Raw genomic sequence first — 23,533 nt, 5'->3', positions numbered from 1 at the left:
CGATGACTTCCACGACGGCCTCGCACGCCGCGGACCTGGTCGCCGCGCTGCTGTTCATCCTCAGCCTCGCCGGGCTCTCCCAGCACCGGACCTCGCGGGCCGGTGTCGTGTACGGCATCGCCGGCATGGCCCTCGCGCTGGTCGCCACCGTCGTGGCGGCGGCGCAGAGCATCACCGCCGGCGCGGTCGCACTGATCGTGGTCGCGATGGCGCTGGGCGGTGCGGCCGGACTGTGGCGGGCGCGACGGGTCGAGATGACGCAGATGCCCGAACTGATCGCCGTGCTGCACAGCTTCGTCGGTCTCGCCGCCGTCCTGGTCGGCTGGAACAGCTACCTGGAGGTCGAGGCCCACGGGTCCGGCCGGACCCGGATCGCCGGTGAGCTGCTCGGCATCCACCACGCCGAGGTCTTCATCGGCGTGTTCATCGGAGCGGTCACCTTCACCGGCTCCGTCGTGGCCTTCCTGAAGCTCTCCGCCCGGATCGCCTCGCGGCCGCTGACGCTGCCCGGGAAGAACGCCCTCAACCTGGGCGCGCTGGCCGCCTTCGCGGTCCTGACGGTCTGGTTCACCGCCAGCCCGGGCCCGGCCCTGATGGTCGCGGTCACCGTGCTGGCGCTCGCCCTGGGCTGGCACCTGGTCGCCTCGATCGGCGGCGGCGACATGCCCGTGGTCGTCTCCATGCTGAACAGCTACTCGGGCTGGGCCGCGGCCGCCTCGGGGTTCCTGCTCGACAACAACCTGCTCATCGTCACCGGGGCGCTGGTCGGCTCCTCCGGTGCCTACCTCTCGTACATCATGTGCAAGGCCATGAACCGCTCCTTCCTGTCCGTGATCGCCGGAGGCTTCGGCATCGAGGCGCCGTCCGGCGGGGACGAGGAGCAGGGCGAGCACCGCGAGGTCCACGCCGAGGAGGTCGCAGGGCTGCTCGACCAGGCGCGATCGGTGGTGATCACTCCCGGCTACGGCATGGCCGTGGCCCAGGCCCAGCACCCGGTGGCCGAGTTGACGCAGCGGCTGCGCGAGCGCGGGGTCGAGGTCCGCTTCGGGGTGCATCCCGTCGCCGGGCGCCTGCCCGGGCACATGAACGTGCTGCTGGCCGAGGCGAAGGTGCCCTACGACATCGTCCTGGAGATGGACGAGATCAACGACGACTTCGCCGCGACCTCGGTCGTCCTGGTCATAGGCGCCAACGACACCGTCAACCCGGCCGCCACCGAGGACCCGGGCAGCCCGATCGCCGGGATGCCGGTCCTGCGGGTGTGGGAGGCCGAGCAGGTGGTCGTCTTCAAGCGCTCGATGGCCTCCGGCTACGCGGGGGTTCAGAACCCGCTGTTCTTCCGGGACAACACCGGCATGCTCTTCGGCGACGCCAAGCAGAGCGTCGAGGCGATCCTGCGGGCCCTGCCCGGCCGGGACCGCGAGGGTGCGGTCCCGGCCGCCGGGCGCACGGCGGCGGCTCGGTAGTACCGCCGTGCCCGGGGCGGCGCGGGCCGTCGGACCGGTTCGGGGGCGTCCACCCACCGCTGGTCCGACAGCCCGCCCCGCCCCCGCGTCAGACCCGGTAGCGCTCGGAGGCGAACAGGTGCAGGTGCTCGGCGACCCGCTCGGAGGTGCGGCGCAGGCCGCGCTCGGTCCCCGCGAACGAGATCACCACTCGCGGATCGGCTCTGCGCAGGGCCTCGGCCAGCGCCAGGCCCGGGTAGATGTGCCAGGCAGCCTGGCGAGCCGATGTAAGAGAGTTCTCAGAGTCGGTTTGAGAGGGTTGTCCGCATGAGCAACGGGCAGAGGGTACTGGTCGTGGACGACGACCCGGAGGTGCGCGCCGCCGTCGAGGACGGGCTGGCGGTCGAGGGTTACCAGGTGCGCGGCGCCGCCGACGGGCTGGCGGCTCTCGGCGAGGTGACCCGCTGGCAGCCCGACGCCATGGTGCTCGACCTGATGATGCCCGCGCTCGACGGCCTGGCGGTCTGCCGTCGGCTGCGGGCCCTGGGTGACCGCATCCCGATCCTGGTGCTGACCGCCCGCGACTCGGTGAGCGAGCGGGTCGACGGCCTGGACGCGGGCGCCGACGACTACCTGGTGAAGCCCTTCGCGCTGGACGAGCTGACCGCCCGGCTGCGCGCGCTGCTGCGCCGAAGTGCGCCGGCCGTCGAGGAGACCGAGTACCGGTACGCCGACCTCGTGGTCGACCCGATCACCCGCACCGGCAGCCGTGACGGCCGCCCACTGGACTTCTCCCGCACCGAGTTCGCGCTGCTGGAGGTCCTGCTGCGCCATCCCGGCCAGGTGCTGCCGCGCGAAATGATCATGGAACGGGTATGGGGATCGGACTTCGGCCCCGACTCCAACTCGCTGGCGGTGTACATCGGTTACCTGCGCCGAAAGCTGGAGGCCGGCGGCGAACCGCGGCTGCTGCACACCGTGCACGGGGTGGGCTACCGGCTGGAGGAGCGGTGAAGGAGCACGCCCGCTGGCGCCGGCGCCGTCCGCTGCGCACCCGGCTGGCGCTGGCCTGCACGGCCGCGGTCGCGCTGGTCGCCGTCGGCGTCAGCGCGGCGGCCTTCACCGTCGTCCGCTACGAGCTCGAACACCAGCTCGATCTGCACCTCACCCAGCAGGCCACCCTGCTCCAGCAGCAGCACCGCGGACAGGGCCCCCAGGTCGTCTACGGCGAGTGCGGCTACCTGGCCGCCCCCGCGTGCGCCCAGATCGTGCCCGCCGACCCGGCCAGGGACCCGGCCCAGCCGTACCTGCTGCCGGTCACCCCGACCACCCGCCAGGTCGCGGCCCGCCAACGCGACGGCTACTTCACCGACGTCGCCATCGGCGGACACCCGGCCCGGATGCTCACCACCCCGATGACCGCCACCCCCGCCGGCACCCGCCAGGCCGTCCAGGTGGCGCTACGCGCCGACACCGTGCAGGAGGGCGTACGGCAGGCCGGCGAGCTGATGGCGGCCGTCGCCGCGGTCGGGGTCCTGCTGGCCGCCGTGCTCGGCCACACCGTCGCCCGCACCGGACTGGCCCCGGTCACCCGGCTGACCAGGACCGCCGAACGGATCGCCGACACCCGCGACGCCGGCCTGCGCATCGAGCTGCCGCCCGGCCGCCGGGAGGACGAACTGACCAGACTGGCCGCCAGCTTCAACACCATGCTGGGCGAGCTGGAACAGTCCGTGTCCGCCCAGCGCCGGCTGGTCGCGGACGCCTCGCACGAGCTGCGCACCCCTCTGACGGCGCTGCGCACCAACGCCGAACTCCTCACCCGGGCGGACCGGTTGACCGACGAACAGCGTGCTCGGGCGGCCGCCGCGCTGGGCCGCCAGCTGCGGGAGGTGACCGGCATGGTCAACGACCTGATCGAGCTGGCCCGCGACGAGGAGCCGCAGCCGCTGCTCGAAGAGGTCCGGATGGGCCCGCTGGTCGCGCGCTGCGTGAACGCCGCCCGCGAGCACTGGCCCGCGATCGGCTTCACCCTGGTGGACACCGCCGGGGAGCGCACCGTCCCGGGCGTGCCGGCCCGGCTCGCCCGGCTGCTGTCCAACCTGCTGGACAACGCGGCCAAGTTCAGCCCGGCTGGCGGCACGGTCGAGGTGCGGCTCACGGCCGGCCTGGAGCTGACCGTGCGCGACCACGGCCCCGGCATCGCACCGGAGGACCTGCCGTACGTCTTCGACCGCTTCTACCGCGCCTCTGCCGCGCGAGCGCTACCGGGCTCCGGCCTCGGACTCGCGATGGCCCGGCAGATCGCCCGCGCCCACGGCGCCACCCTCACCGCCGAGAACGCGCCGGACGGCGGCGCGCTGTTCCGGCTCGCACTGCCGGCTGAACCCGTTCCGCCGGGTGGTCGACGCGCTGTCGGAGGCTCGTGGCACCGCTCCGCTGACGCTTCATAAGAGGTGTTCTTATGACCCGCCGACACCCTTTCACGGCATGACGACCGTGAGCTCGACCCCGCCGCCCCTCCCGCCCTCTCCGCAGCGCCCTCGACGCACCCGCCGCCGCAGCGCGACGGTGGCAGCACTCGCGCTGATGAGCGCCGCCACTCTCGTCAGCGCGAGCTGGTCGGCCGCCCACGGGGCGACCACCCACCCGGTCGGCCCAGCGCCCGCCGACCTCTCGGTCCGACTGCACGGCAACGTCCTGGACATCCCGGTGGAGGGCGGCGTCGCGCAGCTTCAGACCGACTCGCTGGCCGTCACCGCGCGAGGCCGCGACCGTCGGACCCTGACCCTATCCGCGCCCGCGGCGCAGCCGCTGGGCGCGCCCGGCCCGGTCACCGTCAAGGGCAGCGCCGCGAGTTGGACGCTGCCGGCACACGGCCTGAGCGTCACGGCGGCCGCGGTGCGCGGTCGGCTGCAGGTCACCGTGCACAGCGAGCAGGACGGCGCCGCGCTGTCCTGGCCGGTCACCGGCACCGAGCCGTCCGCCACTCAGATACAGCTGCCGCGCGGCGAGGGGCTGGGCATCCCGGTCTCCGACCCGTTCTGGAACTCGACCGGGAACGGCGTGGCCGGCGCCCGCTACGACCTCGAAGCCGACCTGAGCATGCCGCTGTGGGGCTACACGCTGGCCGGAGCGGGCGTCAGCTACCTGGTGCCGCAGCCGATCGGCACCTCACTCGGCCTCAGCTCCCAGGACGGCCGCCTGCACGGCACCGCCGTGCACACGTTCTCCCAGCGGGCGGGCACCCGGGACTACACGGTCACCTTCGCCCTCACCACTCCCTCTCCCGTCGCGCCGGCGCAGGACTACCGCCGCTGGCTCGGCGACAACGGCCAACTGGTCACGCTGGCCAGCAAGATCGCCGCCAACCCCGAGGTGGGCAAGCTGCTCGGCGCCTTCCACGCCTACACCTGGGGCAGCGCCCGCACCGCGCAGGGCGTCCATCAGATGCAGGCGCTCGGCCTGTCCCGGCTCTGGCTCGGCTACGACGCGGACGACCACCCGATGGACGCACAGGCGGTGACCGCCGCGAAGCAGGCGGGCTACCTGGTCGGCCCGTACGACTCGTTCGCCAACGGGCAGGACCCGGCCACCGCCGATGCCCCCACCTCCGCCTGGCCGGCCCCGGTCTACCCGGACTACTGCGTCCACCAGCAGGACGGCTCCGTACTCGCGGGCTTCCACGACCGCGGCTGCTACCTCAGTTCGCAGGCATTCGCGCGGCACGACGAGTTCCTCGCCCAGCGCACCAGGCAGATGACCGCCAACGGGTCGAACAGCTACTTCCTGGACGTGGACGCGGCCGGCGAGCTGTACGACGACTTCAGCGCCGACCACCCGATGAACCAGCAGCAGGACAAGGCCAACCGGATCGCTCGGATGCGCCGGCTGTCCGGCCCCGACAAGCTGGTGCTCGGATCCGAGTCCGCACACGGCTGGGCCGGCCCGGTCATCGACTTCAGCCACGGTTCGCTGACCCCGCCGGCGGACGGGCTGTGGCCGCTGGAGAGGAACAAGGAGGTCTGGGGCGGCTACGCGCCGGCCACCGCACCGGGCGTCTTCTTCAAGCCGGTCACCCTTCCGGATGACCTGACCAAGGCCATGTTCGACCCGGCGTACCGGATCCCGTTGCTGGAGACCGCGTTGCACGACTCCCAGGTCAACCTCGACCGCTGGGAGCTGTCCTACACCAAGCTCCCGGCACTGGAGACCACCCGGGCGTTGCAGGCGATCCTCCAGAACACCCCGCTGAACCTGGCCCTCAACGGCCCGACCCTCGACACTGACGGCAAGCAACTCGCCGCGCTCCAGAAGTACTTCGCGCCGCTGCACGAGGCCGCCGGCACCCAGCCGATGACCGGCTTCAGCTACCTGAGCGCGGACCACCAGGTGCAGCGGACCAGCTTCGGCGACGGCGTCCTCCAGGTCACCGCCAACTTCGGCACCAGCACCTACGGCCCCGGTGCCCTGCCGGGCGGCTGCGTGGACGCGAAGCTCAAGGGCGACGGGCAGCCGCGCCGCCTCTGCCCCGGCACGCTGCCGCAGGCGCCCCTCAAGTAGCCGGCTGCACTTCGCCGGGTGGGGCGGGTGCCGGGGCCTCCTCAGCCCGCCGGCCGACCACCCGGCGGTGCGTGCGCCCCTGCGGCCGCTGCCGGTGGCGGCGCGGGCCGCCCCCCGGCAGCCCGCCGGGTCGGTGCCGCCCCCGGTCGGGGTCACTGCCGCGCCAGGTGCCGCAGGGCCGACTGCGCCGCGTGGAAGCCGGCCATCCCGTGCACCCCGGCACCCGGTGGGGTGGCGGCGGAGCACAGGTAGACGCCGGGCACGCCGGTGGCGTAGGGGTCGAGGGCGGGGCGGGGGCGCAGGACGAGCTGGCGGGCGGTGTTGGCTCCGCCGGTGATGTCGCCGCCGACGTGGTTGGGGTTGTCCGAGCGCAGCCGGGCCACGGTACGGACGTGCCGGGCGCGGATCCGCGGCCGGAAGCCGGGGGCGAACCGCTCGATCTGGTCCAGGACCGGCTCGGTCGCGTCGCCCCGGTAGCCGTGCGGGACGTGGGCGTAGGCGTAGACCGGATGGAGGTCCCCGGCCGAGCGGGACGGGTCGGCCAGGTACTGCTGGCCGACCAGCACGAAGGGGCGGCGGGGCATCCGGCCGCGGGAGGTCGCCTCCTCGGCGGCGACGACCTCCTCGAAGGTGCCGCCGAGGTGGACGGTGCCGGCCGCCCGGCAGTGCTCGTCGGTCCACGGGATGCCGCCCTCGACCGCCAGGTCCACCTTGAAGGCCGCGGGGCCGTACCGGTAGCGCCGGTAGGCCCGGGCCGTCCGGGGCGGGAGGCGGTCGCCCAGGATCCGGGCGGCGGCGTGCGGGCCGGTGTCCAGCAGGACGAGATCGGGCCGGTCCAGCTGGTCGAGGTCGAGGACCTCCACCCCGGTCTCGACGGCGCCGCCGAGCCGCTCCAGCAGTCGCGCCATCGCGGTGGTGACCGCCTGCGAGCCGCCCTCCGCCACGGGCCACCCGTGGGCGTGGCCGACGGCGACCAGCATCAGGCCGATGGCGCTGCCGAACGGTGCGCGGAGCGAGCCGAACGCGTGGGCCGCCGCCCCGCCGAACAGTGCCCGGGCCTGCTCGCCGCTCCACTGCCTCGCGGTCCACGGGGCGGGCAGCAGGGCCCGGGCGCCGAACTCGGCCAGGGCGAGCGGCGCGGCGGGCACGTGCAGGAGGGGGCCGAGGACGTCGTCCGCGAGCCGGTCGAAGCGGCTCGCCAGCCGGCCGAACACCCGCCGCCACCTCCTGCCGTCCGCCGACGGCAGCTGATCGGCCGTCCGGTCCACGTCGCGCCACAACACCCCGGCGGCGCCCGAGTCAAGGGGGTGGGCCAGCTCCGCCTCGGCCCAGAGCCAGCGCAGCCCGTACTCCTCCAGGCCCAGCGAGCGCAGGAACGGCGAGGCGACGCCGGTGGGGTGGAAGGCGGAGCAGTCGTCGTGGATCAGCCCGGGCAGCGTCCGCTCGCCGGACCGGGTGCCGCCGCCGATCGTCCCCCGCGCCTCGAGCACCCGTACCCGCACGCCCTCCTGGGCGAGGCGGATCGCGGCGGCGAGCCCGTTCGGCCCGCTGCCCACCACTACGGCCGTCGTCATGGTTCCGGTCCCACCTCTCGCCGGGGCCACCGAGCGGCGGACGGGTCGCATGCCGGCCGGTGCACCGGGCCAGCTTAGGGAGCGAAGGCCCCGGATCCGTGCACCGGTCCGCCGCGTCAGGGCAGCGGTCGCCCGGTCAGGGGCGGCCCAGCGAGCGGTAGGTCCAGCCGGCCGCGCGCCACGCCGCCGGGTCCCGCTCGCCGGGCTTCGCCCTGGACGGGGCGCAGCGCGTGCCCGGCTCAGAAGGCGCCGTCGGGGATCTCCACGGCGGTGCGGTCCAGGCTCTCCAGCAGGTCGAACTGGGCCCCGGTCCTCGGGAGTTCGTGGCGGAAGAAGAAGCGGCAGGCGTGCCGCTTGCCCTCGTGGACGGGCTCGCGGCCGTTCTCGGCGGCGAGGAGCTGTTCCAGCCACAGCCAGGCGACCACGGTGTGGCCGACCGCTTCGAGGTAGACGCTGGCGTTGGCCAGCGCCGTTTCCGGGTCTCCCGTCGCCCAGAGACGGCCGGTGACCGAAACGGCGCGCCGGACGGCTTCGTCGAGCCGCGCCGCGTACTCGGCGGCGTCACCGCCGGCGGCCCCGGCGCGGGCGACGGTCGCCGAGACGGTCTCGACGAGCAGTCGAAGGCCCGCGCCGCCGTCCATGACGACCTTGCGGCCGAGCAGGTCCAGGCCGTGGATGCCGTGGGTGCCCTCGTGGATGGGGTTGAGCCGGTTGTCGCGGTAGAACTGCTCGACGTTGTACTCACGGGTGTAGCCGTAGCCGCCGTGCACCTGGATGGCGAGGCTGTTGGCCTCCAGGCACCACTGGGACGGCCAGCTCTTGGCGATCGGGGTGAGGACGTCCAGCAGCAGCTTGGCGCGGGACCGGTCCTCGGGCGAGGCGCCGGTGCGCTCCTCGTCGAGGAGCCGGCCGCAGTACAGCACCAGGGCCAACGCCCCTTCCGCGTAGGACTTCTGGGCGAGCAGCATGCGGCGGACGTCGGCGTGGGCGATGATCGGCACCTGCGGGCCGCCCGCCGGCTTCGCGGCGACCGGGCGGCCCTGGGGGCGGCTGCGGGCGTAGTCGAGGGCGTGCAGGTAACCGGTGTAGCCGAGCGCGGTGGCGCCGAGGCCGACGCCGATCCGGGCCTCGTTCATCATGTGGAACATGTACGCCAGGCCGCGGTGCGGTTCGCCGACCAGGTGCCCGACCGCTCCGGGCTCGCCGCCCGGCGTGTGCCTGCCCTCGCCGAAGTTGAGCAGGGTGTTGGTGGTGCCGCGGAAGCCCATCTTGTGGTTGAGGCCGGCCAGCACCACGTCGTTGCGCTCGCCGAGCGAGCCGTCGGCGCCGACCAGCACCTTGGGCACGATGAACAGCGACAGGCCCTTCACCCCGGGCGGCCCGCCGGGTATCCGGGCCAGCACCAGGTGGACGATGTTCTCGGACAGCTCGTGCTCGCCGCCGGAGATCCACATCTTGTTGCCGAACAGCCGGTACGTGCCGTCGTCCTGCGGTTCGGCCCGGGTGCGGAGGTCGGCGAGCGAGGATCCGGCCTGCGGCTCGGACAGGCACATGGTGCCGAAGAACCGGCCCTCCACCATCGGCCGGACGTAGGTGTCGATCTGCTCGGGGCTGCCGTGCGCCAGCAGCAGGCTGGCGTTGCCCGCGGTCAGGAAGGGGTACGCCGCGGTGCCGGGGTTGGCGGCCTGGAACCAGGCGAAGCAGGCGTTGGCCACGACCGTGGGCAGCTGGGCGCCGCCGACCTCGTGATCCATGGCGCTGCCCAGCAGGCCCGTTCCGGCGAAGACGGTGAGCGCCTCCCCGACCTCCGGGATCAGGTGGACCCGCTCGCCGTCGAAGCGCGGCTCCTCGGCGTCGTTTCGCTTGTTGTGCGGCGCGAAGTGCCGGGTGGCGACCTGCTCGCTGAGGTCCAGGGCGGCGTCGAAGGTCTCCCGCGAGTGGTCGGCGTACCGCGGCCGCCCGGTGAGGGCCGTCACGTCCAGCCATTCGTACAGCAGGAAGTCGAGGTCGCGGCGGGAGAGCAGCAGGGAGGTCATGGAACCCGGCCTTTCAACTCGGTCCGGTCGACTCAGTCCTGGCGCCCGAGTGCGATGACCGCGGCGCCGAGGACGCACGCGACGGCGGCGGTGACGTAGGCCAGATGGTAGCCCCCGAGCCGGTCCTCACGGGTCCCGGCGACCAGGACCATCAGCGCCACGCCGACGCTCGCGCCGATCTGCTGGGTCACCACGTTCACCGCGCCGGCCACGCCCTGCTGCTCGGCCGGGACGCCGCCCAGCGCGGCGGAGGTCATCGAGGGGAAGTTCAGGCCCTGGCCGATTCCGCTGAGCACCAGGCCGGGCAGCACGTACGTGACGTAGCCCCCGGAGTGCGGGGTGGCCAGCCACAGGCCGGTGCCCACGCCGATCAGCACCAGGCCCACGGCCATCAGGACGCGCGGGGTGTACCGGGCCAGCAGGCGGCCGGTGGCGAAGTTGGCGGTGAGGAACACGGCCAGGGACATCGGCACCAGCGCGAGGCCGGACTCGAACGGCGAGTAGTCCAGCATTCCCTGGAGGTACAGCGGCGCGAAGAACAGCATCCCGACCGAGCCCGTGTACTGGAGGAACGCCGCCAGGCTCGCGGACCGCACCGGGGCCAGCCGGAAGAGGCGAAGCGGCAGCACCGGGTCGGCGGTGCGGTGCTCGCGCACGACGAACAGCACCAGGCAGAGCGCCGCGGCGCAGAGCACGGTCCAGGCGGTCGCGCCGCCACTGCTCACCCCGACGACGAGCAGGGTGAGGCCGAGGGTTCCGGAGACCGCGCCGGGCAGGTCCAGCCGGCCGCTGTGCCCGGCACCGTCGGGCAGTCCGATGCGGGTCACGGCCAGGACTGCCAGCCCCAGCAGCACCGAGAACCACAGCACCGAGCGCCAACCGAAGAACTGGGTCAGGACGCCGCCGAGCAGCACCCCGCCGCTGAAGCTCGCGGCGCCGACGGCCGCGTAGACGCTGAACGCCCGGTTGCGCGCCGGGCCGGCCGGGAACGCCTCGGAGAGCAGGGCCAGCGCGGCCGGTCCGGACAGGGCGGCGCCGACGCCCTGGACGGCGCGCGCGCCCAGCAGGACGCCGATGTCCGGGGCCACCGCCCCGACCAGCGCGGAGGCGGTGAAGACCGCGACGCCCACCTCGAAGACCCGGCGCCGGCCGAGCGCGTCGGCCAGTCGGCCGCCCACCAGCAGGAAGCCGGCGAAGGTGACGGCGTAGGCGGTCATCACCCACTGGAGCGTGGTGTCGCTCAGGTCGAAGCGCGTGCCGACGGACGGCAGGGCGGCGTTGAGCACGCCCAGGCCGCTCACGTCCAGGGCGAGCGCCCCGGCCAGCACTCCGAGGGCCAGTCCCGGGCGGGTCAGCGGCATGACCGCGGTGTCGGTCATGCGGGCCCGCCGTCGCGCGTCCCAGGGCGTGCGCCGCGTGGCGCACCGGCGGGTGCGGCGCCCCGGGGCCGCGGGTGGTGCCGACCGGCTAAGGAGCGGTCGACATGGACCGATGCCGTCTCAAGGCTCGCAAGTGGCATGTGGATCAGCTTGCCCGGGCGGATCCACCGCTGTCCAGCCCGCCCCACAGTGACTCCAACCAGCACCAACTCGGCTCTGCGGCAAGGCCGTTCATCAGGCCACTCCCCCGAGCAGATCGAATCGGACACTTTGGCGATCGAATCTCGCCAGTGGCCCGACCAGTCTCCGACGACACTTGTCTCACCCATTCACCAAGTGGCACGCTCATACCCGCTGGTCGGTGAATGCCCGGTGATCCGAAGCACACCCGTTCGCACATCCCGTTGCGTTCGACACTTTTCATTTGCGCTCGACACCATCGACTTCGACACCCGCCCCGGTCGGGGTTTCCCGTGTTTTCCCCGGTTATCCGCGCTCAGGGCGGACCGGGACAGCAGCGCCGCGGAAATCCTCGGCAGCGAACGCGCCGCAGGACCGATCGGCAGGAGCCGCACGCGTCGGCGAGAACTTCACAGTGGGCCGCTGATCCGCGATCGCCCGAGCTGTCGTGACACTCGTGATTCGGGATTCCGGAAGCGGCTGCATCCGCCTCCGCAGCCCGGCTGTCCATGCGCCGGCGACCGACCGGATCTGCACCTCCCCCCTCCATTCCACCCGCCCTGCCCATGGAGTCGCCATGCCCCGAGAACGCGCAGCGCGAGACCTGTCCGCCGTCACGGAGTTCCTGCTCTCCCGGGTTTCCGAGCTGTTGGCCGTGCCCTCGAACGCGGTGGACCGCCGGGCGCCGATGCACCGGTACGGACTGGATTCCGCGAAGTCGGTGGCCCTGGCCGCGGCCCTGTCGGAGTTCGTCGGCCGGCCCGTTCCGGCCACCTGGCCCTGGCAGTACCCGAGCGTGGAGGAACTGGCCCGCGCGGTGGTCGACGGCCCGCGCGCCGCCGAGCCCGCGCCGGACACCGACCGCCGCGGCGGACGCCGTACGACCGCGCACGAGCCCGTCGCGGTCGTGGGCATCGGCTGCCGGTTCCCCGGCGGGCCGGACCCGGCCTCGTTCTGGCGGCTGCTGGTCGAGGGCGGTGACGCCGTCGGACCGGTACCGGCCGCGCGGCGGGAACTGCTCAACAGCCGGGTCCGCTGGGGCGGGTTCATCGACGGCATCGACCGCTTCGACCCGCTGTTCTTCGGCATCTCGCCCCGCGAGGCCGTCCAGATGGACCCCCAGCAACGGCTGATCCTGGAGCTGGCCTGGGAGGCGCTGGAGGACGCGGGCATCGCGCCGCACAGCCTGGTCGGCAGCGACACCGGCGTGTTCATGGCCTCCTGCTGGGGCGACTACGCCGCCCTGGCCCACTACCGCGGGCCCGACAGCCAGATCACCCCGCACACCGCGACCGGCATGCACGACGGCATCATCGCCAACCGGGTCTCCTACCTGCTCGGCCTCCAGGGCCCCAGCATGGCCATCGACGCGGCCTGCGCCGGATCGCTGGTCTCGGTGCACGTGGGGTGCCAGTCGATCCAGCTGGGCGAGAGCGACCTGGTGCTCGCCGGCGGCGTCAACCTGAGCTTCGTCTCCGACTACTACACGGCCATGGACCAGATGGGCGCCCTCGCCCCGGACGGCCGCTGCAAGTCCTTCGACGCCCGCGCCAACGGCTACGTCCGCGGCGAGGGCGCCGGTGTCGTCGTGCTCGCCCCGCTGAGCACCGCACTGGAGCGCGACCTGCCGGTCTACTGCCTGATCAAGGGCAGTTCCTCCAACAACGACGGCCTGAGCAACGGCATGACGGCGCCCAACCCCCAGGCGCAGGAGAAGATGCTGCGCACCGCGTACCGGCGGGCCGGCATCGCACCGCACCTGGTGGACTACGTCGAGTGCCACGGTTCCGCGACTCCCCTCGGCGACCCGATCGAGGCCAACGCCATCGGCGCGGTGCTGGGCGGCGACCGGACGGAGCCGCTGCGGCTCGGCTCGGTCAAGTCCAACGTCGGCCACCTGGAGGCGGCCGCCGGGATCGTCGGCCTGGTCAAGCTGGCGATGTCGATGCGCAACGGCGTGCTGCCGCCGAGCCTGCACTACAGCGCGCCGAACCCGCAGATCATGTTCGACGAGTACAACCTCACCGTCCAGGACCGGCTGACACCCTGGCCGCGGCGCTCCGACGCCCGCCGGGGAGGCGTCAGCTCCTTCGGCTTCGGCGGCGCGATCTGTCACGTCGCGGTCGAGGAACTACCGCGCCCGGAAGCCTCGTTGCTGCTGCTCGCCGCGGACTCCCGGGAGGCGCTGGCCGAACGGGCCCGGGCGCTGCGCGACGAGAGCGACCTGCGCGCGCTGTGCGCCCGCACGCCCGGCGAGGGCGACTTCCGGCTCGCCGCCACCGCCCGTGACATGGCCGAACTCCGGGCCTCCCTCGACGCCTTCGGCAGCGGCGCGACGGCCGACGGGCTGAGCGTGGGGCAGCGGACCGGCCCCGGCCCCCGGGTCGCCTTCCTGTTCTCCGGCAACGGCTCCCAGTGGGTGGGCATGGGTCGGCAGCTGCTCGCCGGCCTGCCCGTGTTCCGGCGGTCCATGATGCGGTCGGACCGGCGGATGCGCGAGCTGCTGGGCTTCTCGCCGGTCGACCAACTGCTCTCCTCCGAGGGCCGGCTGGACGACATGGACGTCTTCCAGCCGCTGCTGTTCTCGCTCCAGGTCGCCCTGGCCGAGGCCTGGCGCTCGCTGGGGGTGGAGCCGGACGTCGTGGTGGGGCAGAGCGTCGGCGAGTTCGCCGCCGCCCACGTCGCCGGTGCGCTCGACTTCGACGACGCCTCCCGGCTGGCCGCCCACCACGGCCGGCTGCTCCAGCAACTGGCCGTGGGGCGCGGCGAGGGCATCGTGGTGATGACCGCCGCCGAGGAGGTCGCCCCGCACCTGACCGGCGGGCTCACCCTCTCCGGCCGCAACGGCCTGAACTCCACGCTGGTCACCGGCACGCCGCAGGAGATCGACGACCTGGTCGGGCGGCTGTCCGAGGCGGGCGTCACCAGCCACCGGGTGCGGATGGGCCACGCCCCGCACTCCCCGCTGGTCGACCACGTCCTCGCCCCGCTCAAGGTCGAACTCGACGGCATCCGGCCCCGGACCGCCCGCATCCCGATGATCTCGACCGTCACCGGCGAGCTCGTCGACGGCGCCGAACTCGGGCCGGACTACTGGGCGGACAACCTGCGCCGGGAGATCCGGATGGTCGACGCGCTGACCGCGCTGCGCGACCACGACATCGACGCGGTGGTCGAACTCAGCCCGCACCCGCTGCTGTTGAAGTCGGTGTCGGAGATCCTGCCCGCGACCACCCTGCCCTCGATGCGCCGCGGCGCCGACGAGGCCGCGACCCTGCTCGGCTCGCTCGGCGCGCTGTACACCGCCGGACTGCCCGTCGCCGCCCACCCGTTCCTGGCCGGCGACCGGGGTCGGCACACCGCCCCGAGCCGCGGGGCCGAGGCGGCCGACGAGCGGCTGCACCTGGTGCCGGTCACGGCCCGTACGGCCGAGGCGCTGGCCGACACCTGCCGGGAGCTGTCCAACCACGTCGAACGCGACCCGGGCCTGCGGGTCTCCGACCTCGCCTACACCCTCGCCGCCCGGCGCAGCCACCACGGCCACCGGATCGCGCTGTTCGCCCGCAACCGGCAGGACGTCCTGGACGGCCTCGCCCGGGTCGCCGCCGGAACGCCGCACCCCGACGTCCTCACGGGCACGGTCTCCGGCAACGTCGACCGCCGGGTGGCCCTGGTGTTCTCCGGCGGCGGCACCCAGTGGGTCGGCATGGGTCGCGAACTGCTGCGCTCCCACACCGGCTTCCGCGGCTGGATGCAGGCCTGCGACGAGGCCGTGCGGGCGGCCGGCGGCTGCTCGGTCCTGGAGCAGCTGGCCGCCCCGGCCGACGGGGCCCGGTACGAGGAGATGGACTTCCAGCAGCCGGTGCTGTTCGCCCTCCAGGTCTCGCTGGCGAAGGTCTGGCTCGGCCTCGGCATCGAGCCGACCGCCGTGGTCGGGCACAGCCTGGGCGAGGTCGCGGCCGCCTGCGTCGCCGGGGCGCTGTCCCTGGAGGACGCCGCCCGGGTCGTGGTCGCCCGCTCCCACCTGCTGGAACGCGAGGCCGCCGTGGGCGCGATGATCTCGGTCGACCTGCCGGAGGCGGAACTGCTGCCGCGGCTCGCGCCGTACGCCGAACACGCCGCCGTCGCCGTGGTCAACAGCCCCACCAGCGCGGCGGTCTCCGGCTCCCCCGCGGCGGTCGACGCCCTGGAGGCAGAACTCAAGCGGGACGGGGTACCGGTCCGGCGGATCCGGGTCGAACGGCCGGTGCACGGCCCCGGCATGGACCCGCTGATCCCGCCGCTGCGCGCGGCCCTGGACGGCATCACCCCGCTGTCGCCCGGCGTCGACTTCCACTCCACCGCGGTGTCCGGCGCGGTGAACCCGGTCGCCGACGTCGACTACTGGGTGCACAACCTGCGCAACCAGGTCCGCTTCGCCGAGACCATCGGCGCACTGGTCGACCGGGGCGTCGGCACCTTCGTCGAGATCGGCCCGCACGAGACGCTGCGCGGCGCGGTCGAGGAGATCGCCCTGACCCGCGGCGCCCGGGTGCACGCGGTCAACTCCCTGCGGCGCGGTGAGAGCGACCTCCGCTGCCTGCTGGGCGCCGTCGCCTCGCTGTTCGTCCGGGGCCTGCCGCTGACCTTCGACGGGCTGTTCGCCGACGACGTCGAGGCGGTGGAGACCCCGCTCGTCCAGTGGCAGCGGGAGCGCTACTGGATCGACACCGAGCCGCGCACCCCGGCCGTGGAGACGGTGGCCGCGCCGGCGCCCGCCGCCGTGGCCGTGGCCGGGGCCCGGCCGGCGGAGCAGCGGCCGACGCAGAGCCGTCCGGTGGCGGAGGTCGTCCTCGCCGAGCTCGCCGACGCACTGGGCGTCCCGGTGGGCCGGTTCGACCCGAACGCCAGCCTGCTCGACTTCGGCCTGGACTCGATGCTGGCGATCCGGCTGGTCAACAAGCTGCAGTCGCTGTTCGGGCACCGGGTGTCGCCGGTGGTGTTCCTGGACGGCCGGGCGATCTCCGAGGTCGTCGGCCACTTCGTCGAGCTCACCGCCGGACCGGCCGCCGCGGCGGAGCCGGTGGGGCCCGCCGCGGCTCCGGTTCCGGCTCCGGTGCCGGTGCCGGTGCCGGTCGCGGCCGTCGGGGCGGCGTCGCCCCCGGTGCTCCCGGACGGCCTGTCCGAGCTGTCCGAACTGGACGCCGAGGAGCTGCTCGACGAACTGGACGCCCGCGGCCTGCTGGAGGCCACCGCCGCCCCCGCCCTGGACCAGCTGCGCGCCGAGGGCCTCGGCCTCGAACTGGCACCCGCCTCGCACGGCCAGGCCTCGCTGTGGTTCATGCAGATGGTCTCCCCGGACGCCGTGCCCTACAACTTCATGGTGACGGCCAGGATCCGGGCCGCGGTCGACGAGAAGGCCCTGGAGCGGGCGCTACGGGCCGTCATGATGCGCCACCCCGCGCTGCGCACCCTCTTCGTGGAGGCCGGCGGCAGGCCGTACCAGGTGATCCTGGACGAGCCGGTGTACGAGTTCCTGGTGGTGGACAGCTCCGACCTGGACGACGAGCAGGCCCGTGAGGAGCTGGCCCGGCACGGGCACCGGCCGCTGGACCTGGACAACGGGCCGCTGGTGAGGGTCGTCCTGATGACGCGCGGGCCGGCCGACCACTACCTGCTGGTGCTCGTCCACCACATCGCCTCGGACGCGGCCTCGGCCGACGTCATGATCCGCGAACTCCAGGAGTACTACGAGGGCGCCGACCCCGACGCCGCCCCGCCCGTCGCCCCGTACACCGAGTTCGTCGCCTGGGAGCGGAACTGGCTGGCGGCTCCGGCGGCCGACGCGGCGCTGGACTGGTGGTCGGAGAAGCTCGCCGACCCGCCGGCCCACCTCGACCTGTCCGCCAGGGAGCGGCCGCCGGGCGTCACCTACGAGGGCCGCGACCTGGCGTTCCGCTGGAGCGCCGAAGAGACCCGTCTGCTGCGGGAGTTCGCGGTGCGCGAGGGCGTGTCGGTCAGCACCGTCGTCCTCGCCGGGTTCTTCGCCACGCTCAACCGGGCGGTCGGGACGGAGGACTCGGTGCTGGCCACCGCCATCGCCCAACGGGCCGAGCCCGGTTGGGAGTCCGCGATCGGCTACTACCTCAACACCGTGCTGGTCCGGGCGAACCCCGCCGCCGACCGCAGCTTCCGCGAACTGCTGCGCGAGGTCCACGCGTTCTCGCTGGGCCTGCTGGAGCACATGAACTACCCGCTCGACCTGCTGGCCTCCCAGCTGAAGCCGCCGCGCGCCGAGGGCCGCTCCCCGTGGTTCGACGTGGTGGTGAACTGGCTGTCCTCGGACGCCTTCCCCCGCTCCGTCAAGCTCTTCCACGGCGTCGGCGGGACCCTCACACCCGACGGCGCCCTGCCCCTGGAGCCGCTCCAGGTGCGCAGGCACCTCGCCAAGTTCGACCTGGAGATCTCGATGGCCGACATCGACGGCGAGGTGGCCGGCCACGTGCAGTTCAAACCGAGCTACCTGGAAAGGCACACCGTGACCGCACTGCTCGCGCTGTACCGCAGCGTGCTCTTCGACTCGATCGCCCGACCCGACCTGCCCCTCGGCGACCTCGCACCCGCCGGCCTGCCCGAGGGACCGCTGCCCGAGGGGACGGACCGGTGACCGCGACCCTGCACTCGGAGTTCCTGGAGCAGGCGGCCAAGAGCCCCGACGCGACCGCGGTCTACTCCGACGCCGGAATCCTGACCTACGGCGAACTCGACGACCGCTCGCGCGAGCTGGCCGAACAGCTGGCCGCCGCCGGCGCGGCACCCGGCGTCCCGGTCGGCATCTGCGTCGAGCGCACCCCCGACCTGCTGGTCGGCATCCTGGCGGCCCTGCGCACCGGCGCCTGCTACCTGCCGCTGGACCCCAACTACCCTGCCGACCGGCTGACCTTCACGGTCCGGGACAGCGGCACCCGCCTGCTGCTCACCACACCCGCATCCCGGGCGGCCTGCCCGCCCGGCCCGACCGTGGTGGTGCTGGGCGAGACGGTGACCACCGAGCCCGGCGCCCGGCCCGCACCGGTGGTGCCCGAGGACACCGCGTACGTCATCTACACCTCCGGATCCACCGGCCGGCCCAAGGGCGTGGCCGTCCGGCACAGCGGCTGCACGGCGATGCTCGCCGAGCTGGACCGGGTCCTGGCGGGCTGCGACCTGAGCGGGGTCTCGGCGGCGAGCTCGGTCTGCTTCGACATGTCCGTGATGGAGATCTTCAACGCGCTGTGCCGCGGCGGCGCCGTCGTACTGGTCGAGAGCGCGGTGCACCTGGCGGAGAGCCGGTACGCCGACCGGATCACCCACCTGAACGTCGTCCCGTCCGTCATGAACGGCCTGCTGGACGCCGGGGCCCTGCCGCCCAACGTGCGCTCGGTGGTGTTCGGCGGCGAGGCGCTGCGCCGCAAGCTGGTGGACCGGACGTACCGGGAGACCGGCGCCGAGCGGGTGTTCAACGCCTACGGTCCCACCGAGGGGACCGTGTTCTGCTCCTTCGGGCCCGTCCCCGCGGACGGCGTCGGCGAGCCGACCATCGGCCCGCCGACGACCAGGGTCTACGTGCTGGACGAGCAGCTGCGGCAGGTGCCGGCCGGTGCGTCCGGCGAGCTCCACCTCGGCGGCCCCGGCCTCGCCCACGGCTACGTCAACCGGCCGGGCACCACGGCCGAACGCTTCCTCCCCGACCCCTTCCGCAGCGGCGAGCGGATGTACCGCACCGGGGACGTCGTCGAGTTCACCGACGGCGGCGAGCTGCGCTTCCTCGGCCGCACCGACCACCAGGTCAAACTGCGCGGCTACCGCATCGAGCTGGAGGAGGTCGAGGCCCGGCTGACCGCCTGCCCCGAGGTCCGGGAGGCCGCCGCCGCCGTCCGGGGCAACCGGCTGGTCGGTTACGTCGTGCCCGCGGGGGAGGGCGCCGCACCGGACGGCCCCCGGCTGGACGCCGCGCTGCAGGGCGCCGTCACGGGCCGCCTCGGCGTCGAACTGCCCGACTACATGGTGCCCGCGACGCTCGTGCTGCTCCCCGCACTGCCGCTCGGGCCCGGCGGGAAGCTCGACCGCAACGCACTGCCCGAACCGCCGGCCGCCGGGACGGGCGCGCCACTGGCGGCCGCGAGCACGCCGACCGAGGTGGCCCTGTCGGAGATCTGGGGCCAGCTGCTGGGCCTCGAACCGTCGGCCATCGACGTGCAGTCGGCCTTCTACGACCTCGGCGGCGACTCTCTGCTGCTGGTCCGCCTCGCCCGGCTGATGACCCGGCGCTTCGAGCGCCGCGTCCGGGTGCCCGACCTGTTCAGCTTCCGCGACATCTCCTCCCTCGCCCGATGGCTCGACGACGAGAGCGGTGCCACCCCCGAGGTGGTCCGCTCGGCCCGCGAGCGCGCCGGCGCCCGTCGTGCCGCGCTGCGCGGCCGCGGCGGCGCGGGCCGCTGAGCCGCTGAGCCGCTGAGCCACCTCACTCGACACCGGAGCAGGAGCACCTCATGACCGACAGCCCCCGACAGGACTACGACCCGGGCGACGTGGCCGTCATCGGCATGTCCCTAAGGGCGCCCGGAGCGCGCACCAAGGAACAGTTCTGGGACAACCTCGTCCACGGCCGGGAGTCCATCTCCTTCCTGGCCAAGGACGACATCCACGTCGACGAGACGCTGATCCACAGCCCGTTCTACGTCCGGGCCTGCGGCGTGCTCGACACCTACGACAAGTTCGACCCGTCGGTGTTCGGCATCAGCGACCGGATGGCGGCCGCGATGACCCCGGAGAACCGGCTGTTCCTGGAGAGCGCCTGGGAGTCGCTGGAGGACGGCGGCTACGACCCGGACCGGCTCGGCGCCGAGATCGGCATGTACGGCGCCAACAACCCGCAGACCGCCGCGCTCTACGGCTCCCCGCCGGACCGGGTGTCGGTCGGCCCCGAGGCGATCGAGGCCAGCCTGGCGTGGTCGCCGGACACCATGACCTCCAACGCGCTCTACTACATGGGCCTCACCGGCGAGGCCGTCACCGTCGCCGCGGTGTGCACGGGCTTCCACTACGCAGTGCACCTGGCCTGCCAGTCGCTGCTGCTCGGCCAGACCGACATGGCGATCGCCGGCGGTGCCATGATCCGGCTGCCGCACCCCCGCGGACACCTGTGGGAGGAGAACCGCATCCTGTCGAAGGACGGCCACTGTCGCCCGTTCGACGCCAACGGCACCGGCACCGCGCTGTCCAGCGGGGTCGTCACCGTGCTGCTGAAGCCGCTGAACCACGCCGTCGCCGACCGCGACCACATCTACGCCGTGGTCAAGGGCTCGGCCGTCAACAACAACGGCGTCAGCGCGATGGCGTACGGCCTGGCCCAGCCCGAGCGGCTGAGCGCCTGCATCGCGAGCGCCATGGAGGTCGGCGGCGTCGCCCCCGAGACCGTGTCCATGTACGAGGCGAACGGGCTCGGCCTGCCGATCACCGACGAGCTGGAAGTGCACGCGGCGAGCATGGCGTTCGGGAAGCAGACCGCGACCACCTCGATCGGCGGGGTCAAGGGCAACGTCGGCCACGGCGGCGTGGTCTCGGGCGGCTTCGGCGCGATCAAGGCCGCACTCGCCCTGTACCACCGGAAGCTCCCGGCGACGATCAACCTGACCGAGGTCAACCCGGACCTCGACTTCCCCGGTACCCCCTTCGTGCCGCAGCTCGAAGGGGCCGACTGGGAGCCGGAGGCGGGCATCCGCCGGGCCGGCATCACCTCCATCGGCGGCGGCGGCTACAACGCCCACCTGCTGCTGGAGGAGGCCCCGACGCCCGCCGGGCGCGCCCCCGAGGTCGAGGGCAGGCCCCGGCTGGCCACCCTGTCCGCCCTGGACGACGACGCCCTGGCCCGGCAGCGCACGCGGCTGCGGGACTGGCTGGAGGCGAACCCCGGACTCCGGCTGGACGACGTCTGCTTCAGCCTCAACCTCGGCCGCAAGGTGATGCCCCGCCGCTGGGCGGCCGTGGTCCGCAGCCGCGCCGAGCTCATCGCGGCGCTGTCCGAGGACGTCCCCCGCGGCTCGGCCGTCACGACCGCCGCCGCCCCGCGGACCGACGCCGAGGACTTCTCCCGCAGCGACCACGGGATCGTGCCCTCCGGCCGGGACGAGCGGGCGCTGTCCGAGCTGGGCGCCGCCTGGGTCACCGGGAGCCAGGTGGACTTCGACGCCCTGCACGTGGGCGAGGCCAGCCACCGGGTGCCGCTGCCCGCCTATCCGTTCCGGCCCCGCCGGTTCTGGCGCACGGACTGGTGTGCATGAGCGCACCGGCTCCGGCACCGGCCACCGTGGACCTGGGCGACCCGGCCACCTTCGCCGGCCACGACCTCGACGCGTTCTGGCGCAGCCTGCGGGACACCGCCCCCGTGCACTGGAACCCGCCGGTCGACGGCCGTCGCGGCTTCTGGGTGCTCTCCCGCCACGACGACATCATGACCACCTACCGGGACGACCGGAACTTCACCTCCGAACGCGGCAACGTCCTCGTCACCCTGCTGGGCGGCGGCGACGCCGGGGCGGGCCGGATGCTCGCCGTCACCGACGGGCACCGCCACCACGAGCTGCGCAAGATCCTCCAGCGGGTGCTCTCCCCCAGGGTGCTGGACGAGGTCGCCCGGACCGTCCGGACCAACACCCGGCGGTGGATCCGCGAGGCCGTCGAGTCCGGCGGCTGCGACTTCGCGCAGCGGATCGCCGCCCGGATCCCGATGACCACCGTCTCCAACCTGCTCGGCGTGCCCGAACAGGACCAGGACCACCTGCTCGGCCTGACGAGGACGGCGCTGTCCGCGGACGACGAGGACGGGGACGAGGTCGACTCCGAGATGGCCCGCAACGAGATCCTGATGTACTTCATGGACCTCGTCGAGGAACGGCGCGAGGCCCCCGGCGACGACGTGATCAGCATGCTGATCGCCAGCGAGATCGACGGCGTGCCGCTGACCGACGAGGACGTGGTGCTCAACTGCTACAGCCTGATCATCGGGGGCGACGAGACCAGCCGGCTGACTATGATCGACTGCGTCCGCACCCTGGCCGCCCGGCCCGGGGAGTGGCGGCGCCTCAAGCGCCACGAGGTCGCCGTCGACACCGCCGTGGACGAGGTGCTGCGCTGGGCCTCGCCCACCATGCACTTCGGGCGCAGCGTCGTGCGGGAGACCGAACTGCACGGTGTACGGCTGCGGCCCGGCGAGATCGTCACCCTCTGGCACGCCTCCGGCAACCGGGACGAACGGGTCTTCGACCGGCCCGGGGTGTTCGACCTGGGCCGGACCCCCAACCGGCACCTGGCCTTCGGCTACGGCCCGCACTTCTGCGTCGGCTCGTACCTGGCCAAGGTGGAGATCGCCGAACTGCTCACCGCCCTGCGGGACTTCACCACCGGGTTCGAGCAGACCGGCGAGGCGCTGCCGATCCGGTCCAACTTCCTGACCGGCTTCTCCACGCTGCCGGTGCGGTTCGAACCCGATCCCGCCGCGTTGAAGGAGTGAGGATGCACATCTACCTGTCAGGGCAGGGCGCGTTCGCGGTGCAGGTCGCGGAGGCGCTGCTGGACGAAGGACACAAGATCGTCGGTGCGGCCGCCCCACGGCTGCGCAAGGGGCAGTCCGACGAGGGCAACGCGATGTGCTGGGACCGTCTGCGCTCCTGGGCGTACCCCCGGGACATCCCCTGGACCGATTCGGCCGAACTGCGCGCCCGGCACGTCCCGGACGGGGTTGACGTCATCCTCGCCGCGCACTCCCACGCCTTCCTCGGCCGCCAGACCCGCGCCCGGGCCGCCGTCGCGGCCATCGGCTACCACCCCAGCCTGCTGCCGCTGCACCGCGGCCGGGACGCGGTCCGGTGGACGATCCGCGACGGCGACAAGGTGACCGGCGGGAGCGTCTACCACCTCACCGAGCGCACCGACGGCGGCCCGATCGCCGCCCAGGAGCACCTGTTCGTGCCCCCGGGCTCGACGGCCCGGAGCCTGTGGCGCGACCACCTGGCGCCGCTCGGCGTGCGGCTGCTGCTGAAGGTGGTCAACGACCTCGCCGCGGGCCGGCGGATCGAGGTCCCCCAGGACGAGGAGCTGGCCACCTGGGAGCCCGCGATGGGCGCGCCGCCGCTGTTCAAGCCCGAGTTGGTCGCCCTGCCCGGGACGGCGCGGGTCGACGGCAGCCGGTGGGCGCTGCACGAGGGCTGAGGCCCCCTCCGGGGCGTGGGGGCCGGCCGCCCCCCCCCCCCCCCCCCCCCCCCGGGGCCGCGCGGGGGCGACGCCGCGCCCGGCCCCGCCGCGGACTTATAATAAAAAAAAAAACAACCACACACAAA

At 73.6% G+C, this 23,533-nt stretch carries 12 protein-coding genes; 9 read left to right on the top strand and 3 right to left on the bottom strand.

What is annotated here, in order from left to right:
* Window positions 1-2 precede the first annotated feature (2 nt).
* From pntB to ACFV1W_RS15985, 4 genes are all read left to right on the top strand, one after another.
* Window positions 3-1,466: a Re/Si-specific NAD(P)(+) transhydrogenase subunit beta gene (pntB, locus tag ACFV1W_RS16000; protein WP_380416922.1), complete on the top strand. Its 1,464-nt coding sequence runs from the start codon at window positions 3-5 to the stop codon at window positions 1,464-1,466.
* A 306-nt stretch (window positions 1,467-1,772) separates the two neighbouring features.
* Entirely contained in the window at window positions 1,773-2,459 is a 687-nt protein-coding gene (locus ACFV1W_RS15995; protein WP_380416920.1) for a response regulator transcription factor, read from the top strand.
* The gene (locus ACFV1W_RS15990; protein WP_380416919.1) at window positions 2,456-3,898 is read left to right on the top strand and encodes a sensor histidine kinase; all 1,443 of its coding nucleotides are present in this window, start codon (window positions 2,456-2,458) and stop codon (window positions 3,896-3,898) included. The genes ACFV1W_RS15995 and ACFV1W_RS15990 overlap by 4 nt, the downstream gene beginning before the upstream one ends.
* Before the next feature lie 37 nt (window positions 3,899-3,935).
* Window positions 3,936-6,008, top strand: coding sequence for a glycoside hydrolase (locus tag ACFV1W_RS15985; protein ID WP_380416916.1), 2,073 nt, complete (start codon window positions 3,936-3,938; stop codon window positions 6,006-6,008).
* A gap of 152 nt (window positions 6,009-6,160) precedes the next feature.
* Here the strand turns inward: ACFV1W_RS15985 and ACFV1W_RS15980 are convergent, their stop codons facing one another.
* The 3 genes from ACFV1W_RS15980 to ACFV1W_RS15970 form a co-directional block, all read right to left on the bottom strand.
* Complete coding sequence (locus ACFV1W_RS15980; protein WP_380416913.1) at window positions 6,161-7,582, bottom strand: phytoene desaturase family protein; 1,422 nt, start codon at window positions 7,580-7,582, stop codon at window positions 6,161-6,163.
* A gap of 239 nt (window positions 7,583-7,821) precedes the next feature.
* On the bottom strand, window positions 7,822-9,618 hold the full coding sequence (locus ACFV1W_RS15975; protein ID WP_380416911.1) for an acyl-CoA dehydrogenase: 1,797 nt from the start codon (window positions 9,616-9,618) through the stop codon (window positions 7,822-7,824).
* 32 nt (window positions 9,619-9,650) lie between these two features.
* On the bottom strand, window positions 9,651-10,997 hold the full coding sequence (locus ACFV1W_RS15970) for an MFS transporter (protein WP_380416908.1): 1,347 nt from the start codon (window positions 10,995-10,997) through the stop codon (window positions 9,651-9,653).
* Between the two features lie 757 nt (window positions 10,998-11,754).
* On the opposite strand from ACFV1W_RS15970, the gene ACFV1W_RS15965 reads away from it, so the two are divergent.
* From ACFV1W_RS15965 to ACFV1W_RS15945, 5 genes are read left to right on the top strand one after another with little or no spacing between them, the layout of a single operon-like run.
* Window positions 11,755-17,823: an acyltransferase domain-containing protein gene (locus ACFV1W_RS15965; protein WP_380416906.1), complete on the top strand. Its 6,069-nt coding sequence runs from the start codon at window positions 11,755-11,757 to the stop codon at window positions 17,821-17,823.
* Entirely contained in the window at window positions 17,820-19,637 is a 1,818-nt protein-coding gene (locus ACFV1W_RS15960; protein WP_380416904.1) for an amino acid adenylation domain-containing protein, read from the top strand. Before ACFV1W_RS15965 ends, ACFV1W_RS15960 begins: the two co-directional genes overlap by 4 nt.
* 50 nt (window positions 19,638-19,687) lie before the next feature.
* On the top strand, window positions 19,688-21,478 hold the full coding sequence (locus ACFV1W_RS15955; RefSeq protein WP_380416901.1) for a beta-ketoacyl synthase N-terminal-like domain-containing protein: 1,791 nt from the start codon (window positions 19,688-19,690) through the stop codon (window positions 21,476-21,478).
* Complete coding sequence (locus ACFV1W_RS15950; protein WP_380416899.1) at window positions 21,475-22,707, top strand: cytochrome P450; 1,233 nt, start codon at window positions 21,475-21,477, stop codon at window positions 22,705-22,707. The genes ACFV1W_RS15955 and ACFV1W_RS15950 overlap by 4 nt, the downstream gene beginning before the upstream one ends.
* A 2-nt stretch (window positions 22,708-22,709) precedes the next feature.
* Entirely contained in the window at window positions 22,710-23,405 is a 696-nt protein-coding gene (locus ACFV1W_RS15945) for a formyltransferase family protein (protein ID WP_380416897.1), read from the top strand.
* Window positions 23,406-23,533: the final 128 nt, after the last annotated feature.

The sequence above is a fragment of the Kitasatospora sp. NPDC059648 genome, assembly GCF_042734825.1.
GTDB lineage: Bacteria > Actinomycetota > Actinomycetes > Streptomycetales > Streptomycetaceae > Kitasatospora.
This window is presented reverse-complemented; position numbering and strand designations above follow the sequence as displayed.